24 protein-coding genes are annotated in these 23,088 nt (G+C 67.2%); 16 read left to right on the forward strand and 8 right to left on the reverse strand.

The features are described from left to right. Nucleotides 1-13 precede the first annotated feature (13 nt). From AB0333_RS04760 to AB0333_RS04785, 6 genes are all read left to right on the forward strand, one after another. On the forward strand, nt 14-1,558 hold the full coding sequence (locus AB0333_RS04760; protein ID WP_366217601.1) for a tripartite tricarboxylate transporter permease: 1,545 nt from the start codon (nt 14-16) through the stop codon (nt 1,556-1,558). After that, nucleotides 1,555-2,124 carry a tripartite tricarboxylate transporter TctB family protein gene (locus AB0333_RS04765; protein WP_366217602.1) on the forward strand — a complete coding sequence of 190 codons (570 nt, stop codon included), beginning with the start codon at nt 1,555-1,557 and terminating at the stop codon, nt 2,122-2,124. The genes AB0333_RS04760 and AB0333_RS04765 overlap by 4 nt, the downstream gene beginning before the upstream one ends. A 38-nt stretch (nt 2,125-2,162) precedes the next feature. Further along, nucleotides 2,163-3,224: a tripartite tricarboxylate transporter substrate-binding protein gene (locus AB0333_RS04770; protein ID WP_366217603.1), complete on the forward strand. Its 1,062-nt coding sequence runs from the start codon at nt 2,163-2,165 to the stop codon at nt 3,222-3,224. A 110-nt stretch (nt 3,225-3,334) separates the two neighbouring features. Continuing rightward, nucleotides 3,335-4,504 carry an MFS transporter gene (locus tag AB0333_RS04775; protein WP_366217604.1) on the forward strand — a complete coding sequence of 390 codons (1,170 nt, stop codon included), beginning with the start codon at nt 3,335-3,337 and terminating at the stop codon, nt 4,502-4,504. A 377-nt stretch (nt 4,505-4,881) separates the two neighbouring features. Beyond that, a complete protein-coding gene (locus AB0333_RS04780) occupies nt 4,882-5,613 on the forward strand; it encodes an AzlC family ABC transporter permease (RefSeq protein WP_366217605.1) in 732 nt (243 codons plus the stop codon). After that, nucleotides 5,606-5,944: an AzlD domain-containing protein gene (locus AB0333_RS04785; protein ID WP_366217606.1), complete on the forward strand. Its 339-nt coding sequence runs from the start codon at nt 5,606-5,608 to the stop codon at nt 5,942-5,944. Before AB0333_RS04780 ends, AB0333_RS04785 begins: the two co-directional genes overlap by 8 nt. Before the next feature lie 45 nt (nt 5,945-5,989). Here AB0333_RS04785 and AB0333_RS04790 read toward each other — a convergent pair whose 3' ends face one another. The 5 genes from AB0333_RS04790 to AB0333_RS04810 form a co-directional block, all read right to left on the reverse strand. After that, the gene (locus tag AB0333_RS04790) at nt 5,990-6,547 is read right to left on the reverse strand and encodes a dihydrofolate reductase family protein (protein ID WP_366217607.1); all 558 of its coding nucleotides are present in this window, start codon (nt 6,545-6,547) and stop codon (nt 5,990-5,992) included. A 19-nt stretch (nt 6,548-6,566) separates the two neighbouring features. Then, nucleotides 6,567-7,139, reverse strand: a complete 573-nt coding sequence (locus tag AB0333_RS04795; protein ID WP_366217608.1) for a dihydrofolate reductase family protein — start codon at nt 7,137-7,139, stop codon at nt 6,567-6,569. A 111-nt stretch (nt 7,140-7,250) separates the two neighbouring features. After that, nucleotides 7,251-7,913: a phosphoribosyltransferase family protein gene (locus AB0333_RS04800; protein ID WP_366217609.1), complete on the reverse strand. Its 663-nt coding sequence runs from the start codon at nt 7,911-7,913 to the stop codon at nt 7,251-7,253. A 27-nt stretch (nt 7,914-7,940) separates the two neighbouring features. Then, nucleotides 7,941-8,384: a YciI family protein gene (locus AB0333_RS04805; RefSeq protein WP_366217610.1), complete on the reverse strand. Its 444-nt coding sequence runs from the start codon at nt 8,382-8,384 to the stop codon at nt 7,941-7,943. Between the two features lie 206 nt (nt 8,385-8,590). Beyond that, nucleotides 8,591-9,301, reverse strand: a complete 711-nt coding sequence (locus AB0333_RS04810) for a DUF899 family protein (protein ID WP_366217611.1) — start codon at nt 9,299-9,301, stop codon at nt 8,591-8,593. A gap of 183 nt (nt 9,302-9,484) precedes the next feature. On the opposite strand from AB0333_RS04810, the gene AB0333_RS04815 reads away from it, so the two are divergent. Beyond that, a complete protein-coding gene (locus tag AB0333_RS04815; protein WP_366217612.1) occupies nt 9,485-10,723 on the forward strand; it encodes an ATP-binding protein in 1,239 nt (412 codons plus the stop codon). An 83-nt stretch (nt 10,724-10,806) separates the two neighbouring features. Continuing rightward, complete coding sequence (locus tag AB0333_RS04820) at nt 10,807-11,550, forward strand: GTP pyrophosphokinase family protein (protein ID WP_115932428.1); 744 nt, start codon at nt 10,807-10,809, stop codon at nt 11,548-11,550. 102 nt (nt 11,551-11,652) lie between these two features. Here the strand turns inward: AB0333_RS04820 and AB0333_RS04825 are convergent, their stop codons facing one another. Further along, nucleotides 11,653-13,107 (reverse strand): aldehyde dehydrogenase family protein, encoded by a 1,455-nt coding sequence (locus tag AB0333_RS04825; RefSeq protein WP_366217613.1) that lies wholly within the window; start codon nt 13,105-13,107, stop codon nt 11,653-11,655. A gap of 153 nt (nt 13,108-13,260) precedes the next feature. Here AB0333_RS04825 and AB0333_RS04830 point away from each other — a divergent pair, with 153 nt between their 5' ends. Further along, on the forward strand, nt 13,261-13,698 hold the full coding sequence (locus AB0333_RS04830; protein WP_366217614.1) for a hypothetical protein: 438 nt from the start codon (nt 13,261-13,263) through the stop codon (nt 13,696-13,698). 34 nt (nt 13,699-13,732) lie between these two features. Here the strand turns inward: AB0333_RS04830 and AB0333_RS04835 are convergent, their stop codons facing one another. Beyond that, complete coding sequence (locus tag AB0333_RS04835) at nt 13,733-15,109, reverse strand: NAD-dependent succinate-semialdehyde dehydrogenase (RefSeq protein ID WP_366217615.1); 1,377 nt, start codon at nt 15,107-15,109, stop codon at nt 13,733-13,735. Between the two features lie 273 nt (nt 15,110-15,382). Between AB0333_RS04835 and AB0333_RS04840 the strand changes: the two genes are divergently transcribed. After that, on the forward strand, nt 15,383-15,616 hold the full coding sequence (locus AB0333_RS04840) for a hypothetical protein (RefSeq protein WP_115933440.1): 234 nt from the start codon (nt 15,383-15,385) through the stop codon (nt 15,614-15,616). Nucleotides 15,617-15,698: 82 nt separating this feature from the next. On the opposite strand, the gene AB0333_RS04845 is transcribed toward AB0333_RS04840, so the two are convergent. Then, complete coding sequence (locus tag AB0333_RS04845; RefSeq protein ID WP_366217616.1) at nt 15,699-16,229, reverse strand: DinB family protein; 531 nt, start codon at nt 16,227-16,229, stop codon at nt 15,699-15,701. Between the two features lie 187 nt (nt 16,230-16,416). Between AB0333_RS04845 and AB0333_RS04850 the strand changes: the two genes are divergently transcribed. From AB0333_RS04850 to AB0333_RS04875, 6 genes are all read left to right on the forward strand, one after another. Beyond that, entirely contained in the window at nt 16,417-16,854 is a 438-nt protein-coding gene (locus AB0333_RS04850) for a YbaK/EbsC family protein (protein ID WP_366217823.1), read from the forward strand. 166 nt (nt 16,855-17,020) lie between these two features. Beyond that, nucleotides 17,021-18,160, forward strand: coding sequence for an LLM class flavin-dependent oxidoreductase (locus tag AB0333_RS04855; RefSeq protein ID WP_366217617.1), 1,140 nt, complete (start codon nt 17,021-17,023; stop codon nt 18,158-18,160). A 159-nt stretch (nt 18,161-18,319) separates the two neighbouring features. Next, a complete protein-coding gene (locus tag AB0333_RS04860) occupies nt 18,320-20,029 on the forward strand; it encodes a carbon starvation protein A (protein WP_115932435.1) in 1,710 nt (569 codons plus the stop codon). After that, nucleotides 20,026-20,307 carry a cory-CC-star protein gene (locus AB0333_RS04865; protein ID WP_245952296.1) on the forward strand — a complete coding sequence of 94 codons (282 nt, stop codon included), beginning with the start codon at nt 20,026-20,028 and terminating at the stop codon, nt 20,305-20,307. Before AB0333_RS04860 ends, AB0333_RS04865 begins: the two co-directional genes overlap by 4 nt. Before the next feature lie 55 nt (nt 20,308-20,362). Beyond that, nucleotides 20,363-21,340 (forward strand): ArsA family ATPase, encoded by a 978-nt coding sequence (locus tag AB0333_RS04870; protein ID WP_366217618.1) that lies wholly within the window; start codon nt 20,363-20,365, stop codon nt 21,338-21,340. A gap of 205 nt (nt 21,341-21,545) precedes the next feature. Further along, entirely contained in the window at nt 21,546-23,051 is a 1,506-nt protein-coding gene (locus tag AB0333_RS04875) for an FAD-dependent oxidoreductase (protein WP_115932437.1), read from the forward strand. Nucleotides 23,052-23,088: the final 37 nt, after the last annotated feature.

Genomic DNA, 23,088 nt, shown 5'->3' on the forward strand with positions numbered 1-23,088 from the left:
GGAGGTGTCTCGCGTGATCGACGTGATCATGAGTGGTCTCGGCCAGGTGCTCCAGTGGGAGACCCTGGGTCTGATGGTCTGCGGCATGCTCATCGGATTCGTCGTGGGGATCCTGCCGGGACTCGGTGGTGCCGTGGCGCTCGCCCTTCTGCTTCCGTTCACTTTCGCAATGGAGCCGGTTCAAGGACTTGTGTTCCTCCTGAGCATGTGGATCGTGACAACGACAGCCGGCGACATCACGTCCGTACTGTTCGGCATACCGGGCGAAGCCACGTCGGCGGCCGCGGTGCTCGACGGCTACCCCATGACAAAGAAGGGACAGGGGGGGCGCGCGCTTGGAACTGTACTCACCAGCTCCGCCCTCGGCCTGATCTTCGGTGCGATCGTCCTCGGCGTCTTTATCACGGTAATCCGTCCCCTCGTGCTGTTGCTCGGACCACCCGAGTTCTTCATGCTCGTGCTCCTGGGGTTGGCATTCGTCGTGACGCTCGCTGGCAAGAGCCCCGCGAAGGGGATGGCGATGGTCTCCCTCGGCCTCCTCGTCTCCTATGTCGGTTCCGACCCCTCCGCGGGCGTGCCGAGGTTCACGTTCGATCAGATGTATCTTTGGAGCGGCATCGAGCTGATCCCCGTCGTCGTCGGCCTCTTCGGCGGGGCCGAGGTGCTCCAGCTGATGCTGACCCGGTCGTCTATCGCTAGCGGACCGCTCGGCGATACCAAACTCACGGGCACGATGCGTGGTGTGGCCGATGCCCTCCGTCACTGGCCCGTGGTGCTCCGTTCGTCATCGATCGGCGTGGTCATTGGAATGCTCCCGGGTCTTGGCGGCACTGTCGCGCAGTGGATTTCATACGGACAGGCGCGCCAATCGTCCAAAAACCCCGATCAATTCGGCAAGGGTGCTGTAGATGGCCTCGTGGCGGCGGGGGCGACGAACAACGCGAAAGACGCGGGTTCGCTCATCCCCACGATCGCGTTCGGGATTCCCGGCGGAGCGGCGACGGCGGTCCTACTTGGCGGGTTCCTCGTGCTGGGAGTCAATCCGGGTCAGGACATGCTGACCACCCAGCTGGACGTCACGTTTTCAATGGTGTGGACGGTGGTCATCGCCGGCATTCTCGGGGTCATCCTCGCGCTCGCGCTCGTTCGACCGCTTGCGGCTCTGACGAAGATCAGCGGCCCTGTTCTCACGCCGATCCTGTTCATGTTCCTTGTGATCGGCGCCTATACGACCAACAACAGCTGGGGCGACCTGTTCGTCATGATCGGGGCATCGGTGCTCGGCGTGGTGTGTCTGCGGTGGGACTGGCCACGCGTCCCGTTCTTGCTCGCGCTTGTGCTCGGAAAGCTTCTCGAACAGTACTTGAACCTCTCTAACACGATGTTCGGCTCCGACTGGCTCACCCGTCCGGGCGTCATCATCGTCGGTGTGATCGTGGTTGCGACGCTATTCCTCAGCATCCGTTCGGTGCGACGCGATCACCGCGCACGTATCGCCAACGAGCCGACTGAGGGGCCCCGTACCCGGGTAATCCAAACGATTGGAAGGAAAAAGTGACGGCCCAGTCGGCGAACCGGTCCGCGATGCCGGACCTCGTAATCTCGTGTGTAATTCTTGTCATTTGCGGCGGGGCGATCGCCATAAGCATTACCTATCCGCCCTCGGTATCGATGTTGCTGCCCCGGCTGGCTGCGGGCCTCGGCCTGTTGTGCGCGGCTTGGATAATCATCAGCAAGTCAATCGCGCTGGCGCGACAGCGTCTGGAAACCGGCGTCGAAGGGACCACCGGTCCCGTCGACGACCACACAGCGGTGCTCAAAGTGCCCACAGAAGACGATGATGAAGTGGATCCGAACGATGCGGAGTACGTCCTGTCGCATACCTCGCGGCGCGTGTGGCTGACGACGATCGGCTTTATCGCCGGGTTCTTCCTCGTTCTCTACCTGTGCGGGCTGTTCGTCGCCGCAGCCGCGCTGTCCCTCGTATACCTGATCGTCATCGGCAAGAAGTCCTGGCTTTTCTCACTTATATACACAGCGGTCCTGACTGGGCTGTTGTGGGTCCTCATGCGCTGGGCGACGTACATCCCCAGTCCTCCCGGGGTCTTGCTTCCCGGAGGATGACCTCCGCCTCAAAACCTGACAGAAATACCAAGGAAGGTATGTTCATGTTCCAAAGAAATTCGCACGTCTCTCGCATCGCCCTGGGCGCGAGTGTGATCGGTGCTCTCGCATTAACCGGGTGCGCGGCGTCCGGTCAGGAGGGGTCATCTTCCGGCGCGGCTGCGGCGAACGGGTGCTCCTCCTTCAAAGGGCAGACCGTCGAGCTCGTGATCCCATACAATGCCGGAGGCGGATACGACGTGCTCTCACGTGTCATTATCCCCGGCCTTGAGAACGCGCTGGATGCCACGGTGATCCCCATCAACAAGCCCGGCGCGGGCGGTCTACTCGCGATCAATCAGCTCACCGCAGCGCCTGCTGACGGCAGTCAGATCGCCATCGTCAATGGAACGGGCGCTGCCGCCGCGATCCTTGCAGACGCCGAAGGGCCGGAATTCGAGTTCGACGATCTCAGCTACATCGGCCGCGTTGCCATCGACGATCTGGTCGTCACCACCAATGCGGACAGCGAGTATCAGACGTGGGAAGACATTATGGAAAGCGAAGGGTTCAAATTCGGGTCGACCGGCCGCGGGTCCTCCGACTACATCGTAGCCAACGCGCTGATCGAAGCATTCGACCTAAAGGGTGCCGAAGTCGTCGTCGGGTTCAATAGCCAGTCAGAGACCGACCTCGCCCTCGTCCAGGGCAACGTGGACGCGATCGCGGGTCCGCTCGACAGCCGCCGCGCGAGCATCAAGGGCGGTGAGACGACTGCCGTGCTGTCGTTCGCCGACGAGGCGCCCTCCGATGTCGCCGACGCCACCGTGTTCAGCGAACTCGAACTCTCCGAGGACGGGCAAGACATCATCGACGGCATCAGATCGCTCACAGATTACGGCCGTCCTCTCGTCGCGCCGGCGGGAATGGATGAGGAGACGCTCGGTTGCCTGCAGGGCGCGCTCGAGACGGCCATGGAGGACCCTGAGGTTCTCGAGCAGGCCGAGAAGATGCAGCGCGATCTGTCCTACCTCTCGGGCGAGGAACTCTCGACCGACGTCATCCCGAGCTTCGACGAGCTGTCGGCGGATTTCATCGACGTGCTCAAAGCATCGTACTGACACGTTCGCGCACATAATCACCGGGCCCTTCGCCTCCGCGAACATCGCGCGGACGCGAAGGGCCCCTTTCTCTCTGTGCGACCGTGAGGTCGCGAGGACGGACGTGAGACATGGCGTCGGCGCATGACAGCACGGCCCCCGCGCCACGGCGGGAGGACATCCTTTCCCAGACGACGATCTTTCTGTTCTCCGTTGCGCTCGGAATGGCGACAGTCGTCGTCCCGCTCGTGGCCACGGCAGCCGGTTACCAGCTAGGAGCCGTGGGATTCCTCGTCGGTGTGTCCGCCATCACTCAGATTATCGCGAGAGCTGGCATGGGCGCGCTGATGGATCGATTCAGCACGCGGACCTTCATCTTCGTCGCGCTGATTCTGCTGGCGGCCTCGTGCGTGATCCTCGGCGTGACCGATGAGCTGTGGGCGTTCGTCGCCTCGCAGCTCCTCCAGGGAGCCGCTCGTGCCTACTTTTTCACAGGCACGCAGACGCACGTGGTACGAGCTACGAGACCAGCGGTGTCTGCGCTCGCCATCATGAATGTGACGAACGGTGTGGGGTTGCTCGTCGGCCCCTTCCTTGCAGGGATCATCGGCGCCTCGTCGCTCACGCTTGCACTCTTCATCGCCGCGGGCATCACAGGACCGGCTGTCCTTAGCTGTGCCTTCCTAATCCGATACGATCCGTTCGCGAAGCCGCGCACGGATTCCGTCGAGAGAACGGTTCCTGTGTGGCGGCGCACTGGCGTGATGACCGCGGGATGGATGGGCTCAACAGCGGGAGCGTGGCGAGGCATCCTGAACTCATATCTGCCCGTTCTCTTGACCGAGGCGGGGCATTCGATCCCAGTCGCAGGAGCGATGATGGCACTGGCGAACCTCGCGGCGCTCGTGGGTTCTGCCGTCGCGACGCCGGTTCGTCGGGTAGGAGTGAGGCTGTCGGCTGTCCTCGGTTCGGCTCTCGCAGTCGGAGGCGTCGCTTCGATGGCGTTCCTGACGCCCTACCTCGTGCCGGCGAGTGCGTTCCTGTTCATCTCGGGGGTGGGAGCGGGGATCCTGCAGACGCTCGGCCCAGCGCTCGCCACGGAGGCCGTCGGGCCGGAGGAACGTGGGCGCGCGATTGCCTCGATCGGCACGTTCCGTGCCATCTCTCTTCTTGTCACGCCGATGGGCATCGGTGCCCTGGTCTTCGTTCTTCCTTCCGCAGCACTAGCGACCGCGATCGTCGCCGTCGCCGTCGGCATTCCTGCGATGGCGACGCGGGGCGACACATCAGGACGCAGCTGACGGGAAAAACAAGCGGTGGTCGGTGCCGCGGAGGATGCACCGCCAGAACCACACGCGTGGGCGCCTTCGGTACGGTGCCGTCTCACGTTCAGCATGCCCCCCTCTCGATGGGCTGCCTCTCGATCCGCCTGAGCGCGCGGAGTTGACCGTCAAGTCAGGTATACCCGCTTACACACCTCACGCCGCTACGGAAACCTGCTGTCAGATTGGGTACCAAGCTGGCCTATTGGACAGATCTGCGGACAGGTCTTCAACCTGGCTGGACAGCCACTGGGCCACCAGCGATTCGTGACGTGACGAAGACGTCGTCTCCAGCACATTGAGCCACAGATGTCACGTACCACCAGAGTGCACCGGCAACGGGGGATCATGGATCCATGACCAGTGAGGCGATCGAGGATCCGCGCGGCCGCCGCGCCGAGATCGCCTTCGGCATCCGGTTGTCCCTGCCGGCCGGCCTCGGCATGTTCCCGCTGGGCGTGGCCTTCGGCATCCTGGTGATCCAGTACGGGCTGCCGTGGTGGATGGCCCCAGCCCTGTCCATCGCGGTCTACGCCGGTTCGGTGGAGCTGCTGCTGGTCGGGCTGATCGCCGCGGCCACCCCGCTGGCCACGATCGCCCTGACCACCCTGCTGGTGAACTTCCGGCACGTGTTCTACGCCTTCACCTTCCCGCTGCACGTGGTGCGGAACCCGGTCGCCCGTGCCTATTCCGTCTACGCCCTCACGGACGAGTCCTATGCCATCACCGCGGCCAATCCGCGCGGGTGGACGGCCCCACGCCTGCTCACGACCCAGGTCGCCTTCCAGTGCTACTGGGTGTTCGGCGGGCTGGCCGGGGTGTTGTTCGCGTCCGCCTTGCCCGGCCCGGTGGAGGGCCTCGAGTTCGCCCTGGTGGCCCTGTTCATCACCCTGACCCTGGACGCCTGCCGGACACGGAATCAGGTGCCCTCCCTCGTCATGGCGCTGGCGTGCTTCGCGGCCGCCCACCTCCTCCTGCCGGAGCAGTCACTGTTCGTGGCGATGATGCTGTTCGTGGTGGCCCTAGCCGTGCGGTACGCGCTCTCCCGGCAGCGTGGCCAGCCGGAGAAGGAGACCACCGTTGCCTGACCTCGGATACGTGGTGGCCGCGCTCGTGATCGCCGGCGCCATCACCGTGGCGCTGCGGGCCATGCCCTTCGCCGTCCTCAAGCCCCTGCGCGAGTCGAGGCTGGTGCTGGCCCTCGGGCTGTGGATGCCCGTGGGGATCCTCGGCATCCTGGCGGCCTCCACCTGGGCCGGCACCTTCACCGGTGACGCCGGCATCCGCTGGACGACGGCGGCCCACGCGGCCCTCGCGGCCGCGGTCACTATCGCGGTGCACCTGCTCTGCGGCCGGCGGACCCTGCTGAGCATCGGGCTGGGCACCCTGACCTTCGTGCTGCTCGTCAACTTGCTGTGATGGCGCGGCTGTGTACCTTATGAACATCGGTGTACATGGTGAACATCAGTGAATCCGGTGCCGCACCGCCACTGCACCGCAGGCGAAGCGGCGCTCTGCCTCGAGTTCTAGACCCAGCCGGACGCCGTCGGGAAAGACAGGGAGCCCGCCGCCGATGACGATGGGCAGCAGGACCTGGTCCACCACGTCCACGAGGCCGGCACGCAGGGCTTGGGCGGCCAGGGTGGGTCCGCCGATCATGATCCCGCCGCCCGTGGAATCCTTCAGTTCACGCACGGCGTCCGGATCGAAGGCGCGCTCCAGCCGGGTCCGCCGGGTGGACACCTCACCGAGCGTGGTGGAGTAGACCACCTTGTCCGCGTCCATCCACCGCTGGGCGAACTCGGCGTAGACGCGAGACGCCGAGGCGAAGTCCGGGTCCGTTTCCCACACGGTCATCAGGTCATAGGTGGTCCGGCCGTAGAGGTGCAGGTCCAAGCCGAGCAGCATGTCGTTGGCGTACTGGTGGACCTCCTCGTCCGGTTCGGCCCAGGAGAAGTCGCCGTCCGGGTCGGCGATGTAGCCGTCCAGAGATCCGATGGCTGAGTAGATCAGCTGTCCCATTTCAAGTCCCCCAATCGTCTCAGTCGTCCTGCTCGGAGCCCAGGCCCGCGAGCGGCACGTAGGCCGCGTAGGTCACCCCACCGGCGAAGGCCCGGGCCTCCACCCGGCGCAGGCCCGTCCCGGGGTGCCCGTCCGGGAAGAAGGACCGACCCCGGCCCTGCCAGTACGGGTAGACGAACATCCGGAACAGGTCCACGAGCCCGGCGCCGATCAGTGCGTGGCACAGGGTGATGCTGCCCGTGATGATCACGTCCTTCCCCGGTTCCTCCCGCAGCGCGCGCACGGCCTCCAACGGGTCACCGGAGATGATTGTGGTGTTGGCCCAGCCGGGATCGGTGAGGGTGGAGGAGACCACGCGCTTGTCCGCCGCGTCCAGGCTCGCGGCCACGCCGGTGGTGTCCTCGGTTTGCTGCGGCCAGTAGCCGCGGAAGTCCTCGAAGGTCTGCCGTCCGAGCAGTAGCACTTCCTCCAGCTCGGTCTGCCGCATCAGCTCCGCGGCCAGGTCCTCGTCCTGGTCGGCCGGGTCGAACCAGTCGTCCAGCATCTCGACCCGGCCGTCCAGGGTGGTGTTCTGCGTGATGACGATCCGCATGGGTCCTCCCGGTTCGGTTAGTCCTCCCACGCTAGGGGCGTGGCCCAGCCTGCGCGTCTCCGATCCTGCCGGATGTCGCACCCGGCCGGAGCTGCTGAGGTCCTTCGTGGGTCAGGATCGCTGAAGGATCGCCACCACGTGCTCATCCTCCACGGCGGTGAAGTCCGCGTAGTGCTCGCCGACCGACCGGAAGAACCGGGGCGTGGCCACCACGACCACCTCGTCGGCCTCGCCGTCCTCCCGAATCCGGCTGACCGTGTCCCGGGCGGCCACCGGCACGGCCAGCACCACGTGGGCGGCGCCGAGGTGGCGGGCCACGGTGCAGGCCACCCGGGCCGTGGCGCCGGTGGCCATGCCGTCATCCACGATCACGGCCGAGGCGCCCGTCAGGTCCAGCGGCGCCCTGCCCGCCCGGAACAACGCCCCGCGGCGCTGCAGGGTCTGCTGCTCGCGCCGTTCCACCTCGGCGATCTGGTCCTCCGTGACGGCGAAGTGCCGCACGATCGAGGCATCCAGCACCCGGGCGCCCTGCTCCCCGATGGCGCCCATCGCGAGTTCCGGGTGGGCGGGCACCCCGAGCTTGCGCACCATGATGACGTCCAGGGGCGCGCCCAGTTCCCGGGCGACCACCTCGGCCACCGGAACGCCGCCGCGCGGCAGGCCCAGTACCGCTGGAGGCCCGACGCCGGCCCTCGCCTCGCCCGACCACTCGCGGGAGGCGAGGTGGTCGGCCAGTTGCCGGCCGGCGTCGTACCGGTCTGCGAATTCCGCCATGGGGCTCCTGGAAAAGCTCGGTCGGCCCTACGAGTTCCCGCCTGCCGCCCGGTTCACCTCTTCGCGCCAGCCGGCCTCCTTCTGGATGTACTCATTGTCCGCGAAGTCGGCGAAGTCCTCCTCCGTCTGCACGCGCCGGACCTCCAGCTTGGACCCCGGCCCCAGTGGGCACTTGCTGGCCCACGTCACCGCGTCCTCCCGAGTGGGGACCTCGAGCATCCAGAACCCGTTAAACAAAGCCTCGGTCTCGCCGTAGGGGGCGTCCGAGACAGTCGGCGGGTCCTGGGCGAAGTCGAGAACGAAGTTCGCCCGGTCCTCCGGGTAGGCCAACCCCTCGCCGCCCACCATCACACCGGCGCCCATGAGTTCCTCGTTGTAGGCGCCCATTTTGTTGAGCATCTCCTCCATCGGAATGCTCTTGGAGGCCTCCACCGCGGCGTCGGTGGCCCGCATGATCAGCATGTATTTCATCGTGCTCAATCCTCTGATCCGGGCGGCATGGTGCACGTGATGATGCACTTCGGACGTGCACGCCCGAGCCGAGGTTAAGCCTCGCTCGGCCCGCGGTTCCAGAGTTCACCGCCCGGCGCGAGACCCCGCAGTAGATCCATCATCCGAAGTCTCGGCATGTCGCCCCTCAATCGTGGCGACACACCGGACATCTGCATGACGAATCGTCAATCCTCCCCGTACCAACCGGCCACGTCCTGGGGCTCGGGCCAGCCGTGGCACGCCTCCCCGCCCGGCCACCCCTCCGGGGACTGCTGCCAGGCCTCCTGGCGGCCGTAGGGCAGCACGTCCATTAGCCCGAAGACGTGGGACACCGTCTCGAGGCCGCGGCCGTCGGTGTGCCACGTCCGGTAGACGTCCTCGCCGTCACGCAGGAACACGTTGAAGGCGTATCCGGCATGTGGTGGGGCGCCGACGTCGGCCCCGAAGGTGCTGTCCGCCGTGGAGTACCAGCTCATCCGGTTCCCGACGCGACTGCGGTAGGCCAGAGCCTCGTCGATCGGCCCCTGGGTGACGACCACGAAGCGCGCGTCGTAGTTCTCCAGGAACTCCAGGCGGGGGAACTGTGAGGAGAAGAAGGTGCAGCCGCCGCACTGGTACTCGGCGCCGTCGTGCCACATGTGGCTGTAGACGATCAACTGGTGCTTGCCCCCGAAGAGGTCCACGAGCCGGATCGGCCCTAAGGCCCCCTCCAGCGTGTAGTCGGGCATCTTCACCATCGGCAGCTGGCGGCGCTGCGCGGCGATGGCGTCGAGTTCGCGGGTGGCGGCCTTCTCGCGGCGGCGCAGCGCATCGAGCTCGGCCTGCCAGGTCGGCAGGCCCACCACGCGGGGTGTGGCCGGGGCCGGATCGTAGTGGGAGAGGTCGGTGGTGGTCATCACAATTTCCTTCAGTGGGACAGACCGGTGAGTGCACGTTCTCGCTGCGTGCCTTCACGGTAGGTCCGGCGGGACGGTGTTGTCCTCTCCGGAAATGCTCACCTCGCGGGACCTCCTTCTTATGAGGTTTAGTCCACTTTATAGAGAACCACTAAACCTACCTAACCTTGCTAAGGTGGTCGGGTGGATCCACGAACCAATCCCTATACGCCCAATGCAGGCGCCGAACCCGAGGCCGTTGTCGGTCGTGAAGACCAACTTGAATCCTTCGATGTGCTCTTGGCACGTCTCGAACGCGGCCGGACAGAACAGTCGATGATCGTCACGGGGCTGCGAGGCGTGGGAAAAACCGTTCTGCTCCAGCAGTTCAGGCAGAAGGCCATGGAGAACACCTGGACTGTCATGGACATGGAGGCCGAGAAGAACGATACGTCTGGCTTCAGGAGGGACCTCGGTTCCAGATTCCACAGTGCCCTGCTCCAGATGTCCCCCAAGGCGAAATGGAGCGAGGGATTCAAGCATGCCGCTTCAGTCGTGAAGTCATTCTCCGTGACCGCGAGCCCCGAGGGCTCGGTCACCTTTGGGATGGATGTCAAGTCCCTCGAGGGCTATGCGGACCATGGCAACCTGACCCAAGACCTCGTGGACCTCTTCATTGCCGTCGGCAATGTAGCCAAAGAAAAAGAAACGGGCGTCGTCATCCTTCTCGACGAAGTCCAGTTCCTGAGCAAGGACCAACTCGGTGGGGTCATTACGGCCTTGCATAAAACCGCCCAGTACAAACTGCCCATCACCATGGTCGGTGCTGGTCTCCCCCAGATCGCCGGGTTCGCTGGAGACGCAAAATCCTACGCCGAACGCCTGTTCAAGTTTCCGCGCATCGGAAATCTCGACAAGGACGATGCGGCCAAGGCGCTCTCCAAACCGGCTACGTCAGAGGGTGTTCGATTCCATGAGGATGCCCTGGCGTTGGCCTTTGACATCACTGCAGGCTATCCATACTTTATCCAGGAACTCGGGTACGCCGTTTGGACGATTGCCGCCAACAACACGATTACCGTCGAGGACATCGAGTTGGCCGTGCCGGGATACACCGACAAACTAGACCAGTCCTTCTTTCAGGTCCGCCTAGACCGCTGCACCGAACTCCAGCGGTCTTATCTGCGCGCCATGGCGGACCTCGGCCCCGAACCACAGAAGGCCAACGATGTGGCAGAACGCATGGGCCGTACATCCCAGAATCAAGCGCCCACCCGGGCCGAGCTCATTTCCATGGGATTGCTCTACACCCCGGAACACGGCTACGCCGCCTACACCGTGCCGCAATTCGACCAATACATGCTTCGCGCCATACCCACGTTGGAGGTACCGCAGAAGAAGACAAGGAAGGCCAAGCATCGGGCAACCGCCGAAAGCGAGTGAGCCACCGGTTCGAACCAACCCGTCACAGCCGGTGTCCAGCCTCGCCTCGGCGTCCTGACAGGCCACGGAGCAACAATGGACCCATGGATGATTCCCCGCGAAGACCGGCGCACACCACTGATCTCGAACGGCGCGGGCCAGGCGGACCGGAGACAGGGTTGGGTCTGGCCGCTCTGTCCCCGGACCTCGCGCAGCGCCTCTCGGCCATCGGCGGCGAGTTCCAGCAGCTGACCCTCGAATACGACTTCGCCATGCGCGAGGTGGAGACGAAACTGCGGATCCTGCAGGACGAGTTCCTGCACTTGCATGACTACAACCCGATCGAGCATCTCGCCACCCGCATGAAGTCCCTGGACTCACTCGTCGCCAAGGCCAAACGCCGCGGATTGCCACTGGACCTGGACGTGTGGCGGCAGGAGATCACGGACATCGCCGGGACCCGGGTCACCTGCAGTTTCCGGCGGGACGTCTACCGGCTCTTCGAGTTGTTCACGGACCGTCCCGACGTGGAGTTGGTGCAGGTGAAGGACTACATCGCCCATCCGAAGACCAACGGATACACCTCCCTGCATGCCACGGTCCGCGTCCCGGTGTACCTCTCCACCGGGATGGTCCGGATCCCGGTGGAGATCCAGTTCCGCACCATCGCCATGGACTTCTGGGCGTCCCTGGACCACAAGATCAAGTACAAGTACGACGGCGAGGTGCCGGCCGACGTCGCGGGTGAACTGAAGGAGGCGGCCCAGTCCGCCCTGGACCTCGACCGGCGGATGGAACGCCTGCATGACCGCGTTCACGGCGACGGCGGCCCCACACTGCTCGTGTGAGGCCGCCGTCCATCGCGGTGCCGGTCAGCCGCGGACCCGCCCAGCTTTGCGGGCACAGAAGAGTACTATTCTCTGCCCTCAAGGTGAGGGGCTGGCTGAGGTTTAGAAGGGGTAGGGGGCGACGTCCGGTCGCATCGTCACCCACTGCACCTCGGTGAAGGCCTCGATGTTCGCGGTGTAGCCGCCGAAACGGGCCCCGGTGCCGGAGGCCTTGACCCCGCCCATAGGGGCGTTGGACTCGTCAGCCACGGTCTGCTCGTTGATGTGGACCTTGCCGGCGTCCACGAGGTCGGCCAGCTTCATCGCCTCGCCCACGTCACCGAGGATGCCGAGCGAGAGGCCGTATTCGTTGGCGTTGATGATCTCCGCGGCCTCGTCCACCGTGGCGAAGGACATCACCGGGGCCACCGGTCCGAAGATTTCCTCGGCCCAGGCCGGATTGTCCCGCCCGATCCCGGAGATCACCGTCGGGGCGTAGAACAGGTTCTCGTAGGTGCCACCGGCCTCGATGGTCGCCCCAGCATCCTTGGCGCCACGGACGATCCGGTCGATGTTGTCCCGCTGCTTCTCGTCGATGATCGGCCCCAAGGCCACCTGACCGGTGGGGTCACCCACCGGCAGGTGCTCGGCCTTCTGCCGCAGCGCACTGATGTACTCGTCCTTGATCGACTCGTGCACCAGATGCCGGCCACTGGTCATGCAGACCTGCCCCTGGTGCATGAAGGCCCCGAAGGCCCCGGCCGAGGCCGCCGCCGCGACGTCAGCCCCCGGCAGCACCACGAGGGCGTTGTTGCCGCCCAGTTCCAGGTGGGCTCGCTTGAGGTTGCGCCCGCAGGCCTCCCCGACCTTCCGGCCGGCCGCCGTCGAGCCGGTGAAGGACACGATCCGCACCTCCGGCGCCTCGGACAGCGCGGCGCCGGTCTCCGCCCCGCCGGGCAACAGCTGCAGCACGCCAGCCGGCAGCCCGGCCTCCTCGAAGGCCCGCATGATCATCACGCCACCGGAGACCGGGGTCCGCGGATCCGGCTTCAGGATCACCGCGTTGCCCAGCGCCAGGGCCGGGGCCACCGAACGGATCGAGAGGATCAGCGGGAAATTGAACGGTGAGATCACAGCGACGACGCCGGCCGGCACCCGGCGCGCAAAGGACCAGTGGGGCTCATCCGAGGTGAGCACCTCCCCGGCCGGGTGATGCGGCAGCGCAGCGGAGTCAAAGCACTCGTTGGCCGCCACGTGGGTCTCCATCGCGGCCTTGCCGGCAATGGCTCCGGTCTCCCGCTGGATCCAGGAGTTCAGCTCGTCCACGTGGTCCTCGAACACCTGGCCGGCCCGGCGCAACACGGCCGCACGCTCTTCGGGTCGCTTCGCCGCCCACTGCTTCTGGGCCTTCGCGGCCCGGGTGGCCGCCGCGAACACGTCGTCAGCCGACGCCATGCCGGCCTGGCCCAACACCGAACCGGTGGCCGGCTCCAGGATGTCCACGGTCCCGGCCGAACCCTCGGTCCAGCCATCGGTATAGACCTTCCCGCCCCACACTGACGGATCCAGAAAACTCATGACACTCCCTTGTTCACCTGTTCAACGGTTGGTGGCGCCGGGCGCCCGGTGCACAGCCGGCCGGCCCCTCGAGGATCGGGGTGGCGCTCTGGTCACGAGCCTACCCACGGCGGAAACTGGAACGCACTCGCCCGCCACGGGAGAATCGATTCCATGGAACCTGCCGAGGCGACGACCTCCCAGCCCCCGGCCCTCGTGGTCGATGCCGCCAACGTCGTCGGCTCCCGCCCGGACGGCTGGTGGACCGATCGGAAGGGTGCCACACTCACGCTTCGCAACCACCTCGCGGTCCTGGCACGTGAAGGTCTGGCATGGCCCGACGCCGGCCCGAACGGCCCGCGCGTGAGTCCCCACATCGTCCTGGTCGCCGAGGGACAGGCCCGCGGCCTCGACTCCGCCGACGGCGTGGAGGTGGTGGACGCGGCCGGCAGAGGGGACGACGAGATCGTGGACACCGTCCGGCGGCTCCTGGCCGAAGCCCCCGCCCGGCCCGTGGTGGTGGCCACTGCCGACCGGGAACTCCGGTCCCGGGTGCAGGCCCTCGGCGCCGCGGTCATGTCGGCGCGGGCGGTCCGCCACCCAGCGGAGTAGCTGGCGGTCGGCGAGCCAGGCGTCCACTCCCAGGTCAGGCCTTCGCCGTGCGGCGCAACCGGGTGTTGACGAACTCGCCCATGCCCCAGCGCCCGAGCTCGCGGCCGAAGCCGGAGCGCTTCACGCCACCGAAGGGCAGGCCGGGCAGGGTGGTGCCGTGCTCGTTGACGTAGGCCATGCCCACGGCCAGCCGGTCGGCGACCACCTGGGCCCGGCCGACGTCGTTGCCCCACACCGATCCGCTGAGACCGAAGCCCACGTCATTGGCCAACTGGACGGCCTCCTCCTCGGAGTCGACGCCATAGACCATGGCCACCGGGCCGAAGATCTCCTCGGAGTAGGCGTCCATCTCCGGGGTGATCCCGGTCAGCACCGCTGGGCGCATGAAGGCGCCGTCACCCTCGAGGGCATCACCGCCGGTGTGCAGGGTGGCGCCCTGCTCCACGGCCCGCTTGACCTGCTCCACCACGGTGTCCCGTGCCTTCACCGAGGACAGTGGGCCGACCTTGACCCCCTTCTCCAGGGGGTCGCCGATGGTCGCCTCGGAGAAGACCGAGGTCACAGTGGCCACGAAGTCATCGAGCTGGGAGTTCAGCACGATCATCCGCTTCGGAGAGTTGCACGCCTGCCCGGCGTTGGAGAGCCGGGCCTTGGCCGCGGTGCGGGCCACCCGGCCGACATCGGCATCCTCCAGCAGAATGAAGGCGTCCGATCCGCCGAGCTCCAGCACGGCCTTCTTGAGGTTCTTTCCGGCCGTTTCTGCCACGGCGGCGCCGGCCCGCTCGCTGCCCGTCAGGGACACCCCGCGGACGCGGGGGTCGGCGATCATGGTGGCGATCTGTTCGTGACCGGCGAAGACGTTGATGTACACGTCCTCGGGCACGCCGGCGGCATGGAGGATCTCCTCCATGACCTGGGCGGAGGCGGCACAGATCTCGGCATGCTTCAGGATGACCGTGTTGCCCGCCATCAGGTTCGGCGCGGCGAACCGGGCCACCTGGTAGTAGGGATAGTTCCACGGCATCACGCCCACCAGTGGCCCGACCGGCTCCGTGGTGACCAGCGATTCCTCGGCACCCTGAGGGTCCAGTGCCTCCGGCTCCAGCAGGTCCGGCCCGTGCTCCGCGTACCAGCGGTAGATCTCACCGGCCAACTCGGCTTCACCGATGGCCTCCCGCAGCGGCTTGCCCATCTCGGTGGCGATGAGCCGGCCCAGCTCCTCCTTGCGGTCCGCGTAGGCGTCGGCCACCCTGGTCAGGATCTCGGCACGCGCCCGGACCGCGGTCGAGCGCCAGCCGGGGAAGGCGGCGTCGGAGCGGTGCAGCACGTCCTGCACCCCAGCCTCGTCCAGTTTCGGGAACTCTCGTTCGATCGCTCCGGTGGTCGGATTCGTCGTGGTGTAAGTAGCCATACCCCCACCCTGTCGGACTGGCGGAGTGCTGCCAACCCATTCCGAGCACATAGAGGTATTCCTTCGCGCCTGGCGAATCCGGGTGAGCGTCAGTCGGGCGGGCTTGAGCCGGGCGAACCGGCCCGGAACACCCCGCCGGCCCCTGCCGGCCTACGCCGGACCGCACCGGACCGGACCGCACCGGTCTGGAGACCTGTACGGCCGGCGTCGGGCGCTCCTACGCTGGACAGACCGCACACCTCCACCCGACTCCACCCGATGAAAGGGGTCATCATGGCCGTCTGCGACACCTGCGGCAACGACTACGACAAGGCGTTCACCGTCACCATGGGCGAACGGCAGGGCACCTTCGACAGCTTCGAATGCGCCATTCACACCATGGCACCGGCGTGCGCCCACTGCGGATGCCGCATCCTCGGGCACGGCGCCGAGGTCTCCGGCATCATGTACTGCTGTGCGCACTGCGCCGAGCACTCCGGAGCCACCGAGATCATCGACCGCGTCTGAGCGGGTCTGACTGCGTCCGCGGGCCGCCTCAGCCTCGATGCCCTCATCGCCGGCCGCCGGACCCGCTCGGTCCAGATCTGACTCAGGCGCCGACGTCGTGCAGGTGGTGTTCCATCTCGTGCGCGATGTACTGACTCATGGTGGCCACGGTGAAGGACATGCCGTCCGAGCGCCGTCCGGAGCGTTCCCAGCCATGGGCGGTCACGCCGTGCAGTAGCCGACCCACCTGCGCAGCGGACCGCTGCAGCTCCGCCAGGGTCTGCTGGGGGTCCTCGTTCCAATACTCCAGTTCCACGGCCTTCGCGTCACCGTCCCAGTCGGCGAACACCGGTCCCTCCTGCCCCAGCATGGCCTCCACCCGTTCCTGAAGCACCACCAGCATGTCCCGGACATGGCCGGCGTACTCCAGACGGGACCACACGGCGGGGGCTGGCCGCTGCGCCGCGTCGGTCCGGGAGAGGACGTCCCGCCAGCGCGTCGACCGCTCCACGAACACATCGGCCAGCTCGGCCGGCGGGAGCGGCTGGAAACCACAGTCCGGGCAACCGTCGGTGATGACGAACGTCCAATCCCGGTCGTCCCCGGGCACCGGAGGCGGGGGTGTGGAGGGCATGGTCCCATCCTGCCTGCGGCGAGGCGCTGCGTCGAGCAACCTCGACCTTGATCAACCTCGAACCAGGGAGCCGGCGGATCTTCGCCGGGCCTCGAACCGCTACGCTGGCGCCGTGAACAACCAGCCCCACTCCCGCCAGCCGGATTCCGACCAACCTGCATCCAGCCAACCTGCGGGCCTTCAAGCCATCGTGGATTCCGGCCTGGAATACACCCTGACGCAGCACGGCCCGGTCTCCTCCCTGGCCGAGGCGGCTGCGGCCCGCGGGGTCGATCCGGGCCGGCTGATCAAGTCGCTGGTGGTGCGCCGCGGCGAGAATGACTTCCTGTTCATCCTCGTGCCGGGGGGCCGCAGCATCTCGTGGCCCAAGCTGCGGGCACTGTTGGGCGTGAACCGCCTGTCCATGCCCTCCGCAGCCGAGGCCCTGGAGGTCACCGGATACCCGCGCGGTTCCATCACGCCCTTCGGCGCGACGACGGCCTGGCCCGTCATCGCCGACGTCGCCCTCTCGGGGGTGCAGATCTCCATCGGAGCGGGAGCTCCGGGCGCTGCCGTGACGGTCGACGCCGACCGGCTGGTCGAGGCGCTCAGCGCGAGACTCGCGGACGTGACCGACCCGGAGTAGCCGGCGTCTTCCCGGAACTCCCCGGAAGATGTTCACGCCGATGACACTCAGATGTCCCTTGTCTTCGCCGGGACGGACCACCATCGTTGGTGTCACGGAGGACGGCCCCGGGATCACCGCTACTGCGTGCCGGGCCACGGATAGCAGACAGAAGGGTGCACGAGGCATGGGCACAGAGATCGACCTCGGCTGGTTCATCCCCACGATGGGAGACACCTCGCGGATCGGGGACCCCACCGCCTCCACGCCGCCCAGCCTGGATCTCTTCACCCACATCGCGCAGACCGCCGAGGACGCCGGCTTCACCTACCTCCTCGTCCCCGTGATGCCCGAGTGCTACGAGGCGTACATCGCCTGTGCCATGGTGTCGGCGAGGACGCAGAAGATCGACATGCTCGTGGCAGCCCGGGCCGGGTTCATCGCCCCGCCCGTCATGGCCAAGATGCTGTCCACCTTCGACCAGCTCTCCGGCGGCCGGCTGCGCGTCAACCTCATCACCGGCGGCGACTCCGCCGAGATGGCCGCGGACGGGCTGTTCTATGGCCATGACGAGCGCTATGACGTGCTGACGGAGACGGTCGAGATCCTCAAGGACGCCTGGACCCGGGAGGAGCCCTTCGACGTGGACGGACGATATTTCACCGCCCGCGGCGTCCACGTCCAGCCCCGGCCGGTCCAGGCGCCACATCCGCCGCTCTACCTCGGCGGGATGTCCGAGGCGGCTCGTCAGCTGTGCGCCAGCCATGCCGACGTGCACCTGTTTTGGGGCGACACCCCGGCCAACATCGCGAAGAACGTCCTGGATATGACCGCCCGCGCCGCCCAGAAGGGCCGCACCTTGGAGTTCGGGATGCGCCTGCAGGTGATCGTCCGCGAGACCGAGGAACAGGCCTGGACCGCCGCCGAGGACCTGATCTCGGCTGCCAGCGCGGAGCACCGGGAGTCGGTCCAGGGGCGTTGGAGCGAGTCGAAGGCCAACGACCGCATGAAGGAGCTCGCCCAGGCCGAGGGCCATCTGGTGGACGAGCACCTGTGGAGCGGCATCGCCACCGTGCGCCACGGCGCGGGCATCGCGATCGTCGGCAACCCGGAACAGGTGGCGGACAAGATCACCGAATTCGTGGATGCCGGCTGCTCGAGCTTCTGCCTGTCCGGCTACCCGCACGCCGAGGAGGCCGAACGCTTCGGCCTCCTCGTCATGCCGCTGCTCCGCGAACGCTTCGCCGTGAAGGGCGCCCGCCCCGGCGGGCAGGACAGCGCGGAGCTCACGACGCCGGCCGCGGCCCTGGTGGGATCAGACGGCTGACCAGCCGGTCCGTTGCGGCGGCGGGGGAGAATTCCTCCAGCCTGGTCTCGTCAGACATCGCCCGACATGGCCGGAACGGTTCCGTCCAGGTGGGTCCTGATGGCAGGATGTGCGGCAACGCACCATGTCACTCGCACCGACACCGCAGATGAGGCCACTATGAACTCCCTTGTGCTCGCCGTGGTCGGGGTCGCCATGATCCTGCTCGGCTACTTCCTCTACTCAAAGTACCTCTCCAAGAAGGTGTACCGGTTGGACCCGGACTACACCACCCCCGCGCACCGCTTCGAGGACGGGGTGGACTACGTCCCCACCAACAAGTTCGTGCTCTGGGGCCACCACTTCACCTCGGTCGCCGGCGCCGCACCCATCGTCGGACCCGCCGTCGCCGTGATCTGGGGCTGGGCCCCGGCCTTCCTGTGGGTCACGATCGGGACCGTCTTCTTCGCGGGCATGCACGACCTTGGGGCGATGTGGGCCTCGAACCGCAACAAGGCGCAGTCCGTGGGCACCCTGTCTGGCCGGTACATCGGCCGTCATGGACGGAATCTGTTCCTGATCGTCATCTTCCTGCTGCTCCTCATGGTCAACGCGGCCTTCGCCGTGGTGATCTCCAACCTGCTGGTCTCCACCCCCACGGCGGTGATTCCCACCTGGGGCGCGATCGTGGTGGCCCTGCTGATCGGCCAGGCGATCTACCGGCTGAAGTGGAGCCTGCCGATCGTCTCGATCGTGGGCGTGGTGTCCCTCTACGGACTGATGATCCTGGGCGACATGTTCCCGATCGTGCTGCCGGAGACCATCCTCGGCTTGAGCGCCAACGCGTTCTGGATCGTGGTGCTGTTCCTCTACGCCGGGGTGGCCTCCCTGCTGCCGGTGTGGATGCTGTTGCAGCCACGCGACTACATCAACGGCTTGCAGCTGTTCATCGGCCTCGGGATCCTCTACCTCGCCATCGCCATCTCCTCCCCCACCGTGGTGGCGCCCGCCTTCAACCAGAACGTCCCGGAGGGGACCCCCGGGATCTTCCCGCTGCTGTTCGTGACCATCGCCTGCGGCGCGATCTCCGGATTCCACGGGATCGTCGCCTCCGGCACCAGCGCCAAACAGTTGGACAAGGAGACCGATGCCCGCTTCGTCGGCTACTTCGGAGCCGTCGGGGAGGGACTGCTCGCCCTGGGCACCATCATCGCCACCACGGCCGGGTTCCAGACCCTGGCCCAGTGGGAAGAGGTCTATGCGGCCTTCAACGACGGCGGCGTGGAGGCCTTCGTGAACGCCGGCGGCGGCCTCCTCAATGCCGGGCTGGGCATCCCCACGTCACTGTCCGCCACCATCCTGGCCACCATGGCGGTGCTCTTCGCGGCCACCACCATGGACACTGGCGTGCGCCTGCAGCGGTTCGTGGTCACGGAGATCGGCGAGATCATGGGCGTCAAGCTGAACATCTGGGTCTCCACGCTCGTCGTGCTGGCCGTCACCATGGGCCTGTCCTTCGGGGCCGGCGCGGACGGTTCGGGCGGCATGGTCATCTGGCCGCTGTTCGGCACCACCAACCAACTGCTGGCGGCCCTGACCCTGGCCATCATCGCGGTCATGCTCATCCAGCTGCGCCGCCCGGTGTGGCCGGTGCTCATCCCGCTGGTCTTCGTGGCGATCGTCAGTGTGTACGCGCTGATCATCCAGCTCGGGACGTTCTTCAGCACGCAGAACTGGCTGCTGCTCGTGCTGGACGTGATCATCCTGATCTGCGCCCTGTGGGTCATCGTCGAGTCCGTGGCGGCGATGAACCGCGCCCGTCGTGATCCGCCGGTGGAGTTCGCCGAGGCTGAGGACGACGAGCTGGACCCCTCCAGCTCGAAACTGTGACCGAGACCGGGGTGCCGGGCTGGCGCCGGCGACTGGCCGGCGTCGGGCGCGGCCTGCAGGACTACTACGCGGGCCCCTACCGGTCGACGTTCGCGCGGGCCCGGCGGGACGAGGAGGACCTGTTCATGATGATGGTCTTCTCGGACGCGCTGGGCGTGCCGAACCCGGCCTCCTACTACACGGTCGAGCTGCTTCCGGTGGTGTACGAGCGCTTCCACGAGTGGCACCGCCGGATGGGCATGGAGCGGTCCCCCCTCGATTCACTCTCCTGTTGCTGACCCGGGGCCGTGGCCGGCCGGGCCGAACACGAAAGGGCGCCGGATGATGACTCTGATGGAGATTCTCCGCGGCCGCCGGGTGGTGTTCTTCGGGGGCAAGGGCGGCGTCGGCAAGACCACCCTGTCCTCGGCCACCGCCCTCGCCCTGGCCCGAGCCGGTCAGCGGGTCCTGGTGGTCTCCACCGACCCGGCGCACAACCTCGGCCACCTCTGGGAGCGGCCCGTCGGCGACGCCGAGGTGACGCTGTGGAAGGGCGCGGGGACCGGACTGGTGAGTGGCACGGAACTGGACCCCGACCGCGTGGCACAAGAGCACTTGGCGGCGGTGGGTCGCACGGTGAAGGGCCTGATGCCGGAACACCTGCACCGGGAAGTGGATCGCTACTTCGAGCTCGCGCGGCAGTCGCCGGGCACCCAGGAGGCGGCGCTGCTGGAGAAGATGTCCACCACGGTGCTGGAGGCGTCGGAGCGGTTCGACGTGGTGGTCCTGGACACCGCTCCCACCGGCCACACCGCCCGACTACTGGAATTGCCCACACTCATGTCCGCCTGGACGGACGGGCTGCTGAGCCGGCGGGAGAAGACCGAGCGTTTCTCGGATGCCCTGCAAGGCCTGGAGGGCCGGCGCCGCGGCGGCCGCGAACGCAGCGCCCAGGAGGTGCGCGATGGTGAGATCCGTCGGGTGTTGGAGCGGCGTCAACAGCTCTTCGGAGACATGCGGCGGCGGCTGGCCGATGCCGCCACCACGGCCTTCGTCATGGTGCTGACCGCCGAGCGCATGCCCGTGCAGGAGACGCTCGCCCTCCACGGCCAACTGCGGGCCACCGGATTGGACCCGGCGGCACTGGTGGTGAACCGGCGCTCACCACAGGACGCCGGCGAGTTCCTGGCACACCGGCATGAAGCTGAGGGCGGTCACCTGCGGGTGCTCGAGGCTGCGCTGCCGGAGGTCCCCCTGGTGGAGCTGCCCCTGCTGTCCGGTGAGGTCACCGGGCTCGAGGCCATTGGACGGTTCGCCGACCTGCTCGCGTAGGCCGGCCGACCGGACGGTGGCGGGCGTGCGAGCACCCGGGTCTCGGACGAGCATCAGGTCGCGGGCGGGCATCAAGGCCGCCGCGTAGCGACCCTCGCCAAGTCCGGCCTGGCCCCGGCATGCTGGCACCGTGGCGTCGGCCGTCCGCGACTACCCGGACTCGTCGCCGTAGCGTACCGAGAACTGGAGCAGAGAGGCGAGCAGCGTGCATTCACTATGGCTGGACACCCACCCCGTCCCCGCTGGCGGGACCGAACAGTTCGTCTCGGGGACCGACTATGACACGGTGGTGGCCGGTGCCGGTCTGACCGGTCTGACCACGGCGGTGCTGTTGGCCCGTGCGGGCCAGCGGGTCGCCGTGCTGGAGGCCCGCTCCGTTGGCGCGGCAGCCACCGGCAACACCACGGCCAAGCTGTCCCTGTTGCAGGGCACCACCCTGTCCCAGATCAGCCGGCACCAGTCGGACCAGGTCCTGCGTGCCTACGTGGAAGGCAACCGCGAGGGCCAGTCGTGGCTGCTGCGCTATCTCGAGGAGCGCGGCGTCCCGTTTCAGAGGCGCCGGGCCTGCACCTACGCCACCAGCCCTCAGGGGGCTGAGGCCCTGCGGCGGGAACAGCGGGCCGCCGAGACCGCCGGCCTGTCCGTCACGTGGACGGACGAGACCGAGCTTCCGTTCCCCGTCACCGGCTCGATCGTCCTCGAGGACCAGGCCCAGATCCATCCGATGGAGGTCCTGGACGCCCTGGCCACCGAACTTCGCGAGCACGGCGGGACCCTGATCCAGGGTGTCCGCGTCACCGGGGCGGGAATCGGTTCCCCGCTCACCGTCAAGACGACCCACGGAGAGGTGCAGGCCGACCACCTCGTGCTCGCCACCGGCGCACCGGTCCTGGACCGCGGCGGTTATTTCGCCAAGCTCTTGCCCCAGCGGTCCTATGCTCAGGCCTATCGCATCCCCGGATCACCAGGGAGCTTGCCGCAGGGGATGTACCTCAGCGCGGACGCCCCCTCCCGCTCACTGCGCACCGCGCCCCTCGGCGACGAGGAGCTGCTGCTGGTGGGCGGCAATGGCCACGTGGTCGGCCGACAGGAATCTCCGCAGGCCGCAGTGGACGACCTCGAGGCCTGGACCGCGGAGCACTTCCCCGGAGCCCAGCGCACCCACTCGTGGTCCGCCCAGGACTACCGCTCAGCCAACCTCATTCCCTTCGTTGGGACGCTGCCCCGCGGAGGTGGTGGGATCTACCTGGCCACCGGCTACAACAAGTGGGGCATGACCAACGCCGTGGCGGCGGCGCTGTCCATCACCGCGGAGCTGCTCGGCGGCCAGATCCCCTGGGCCGCCACCCTCGGACGGCGCCTCACCACGCCCTCCGACCTGCTGACTGGCCTGAAGGACACCGTGGCCGTCGGCAAGGAGGCAGCCACCAGCTGGGCCTCAGCCGAACTGCACACGCTGCCGGATGACCCTCCGGCCGAGGGCGAGGGGATCGTCGGCCGTCAGGGAGCCACTCCCGTGGGGGTGTCCACCGTGGACGGCACCACCAGAAAGGTCTCGGTGGTGTGCCCGCACCTGGGCGGTGTCCTGCGGTGGAATGATGCGGAATGCTCCTGGGACTGCCCGCTGCACGGCTCCCGATTCAGCGCCGACGGGGCCCTGCTGGAGGGTCCGGCTGTCCGGGACCTGCCCACCGTCCCCCGCTCGGAGTGACAGGCTGCACCACGAGAGCTACGGATCACGCGCCGGC

The sequence above is a fragment of the Citricoccus sp. NPDC079358 genome (genome assembly GCF_040702545.1).
GTDB lineage: Bacteria > Actinomycetota > Actinomycetes > Actinomycetales > Micrococcaceae > Citricoccus.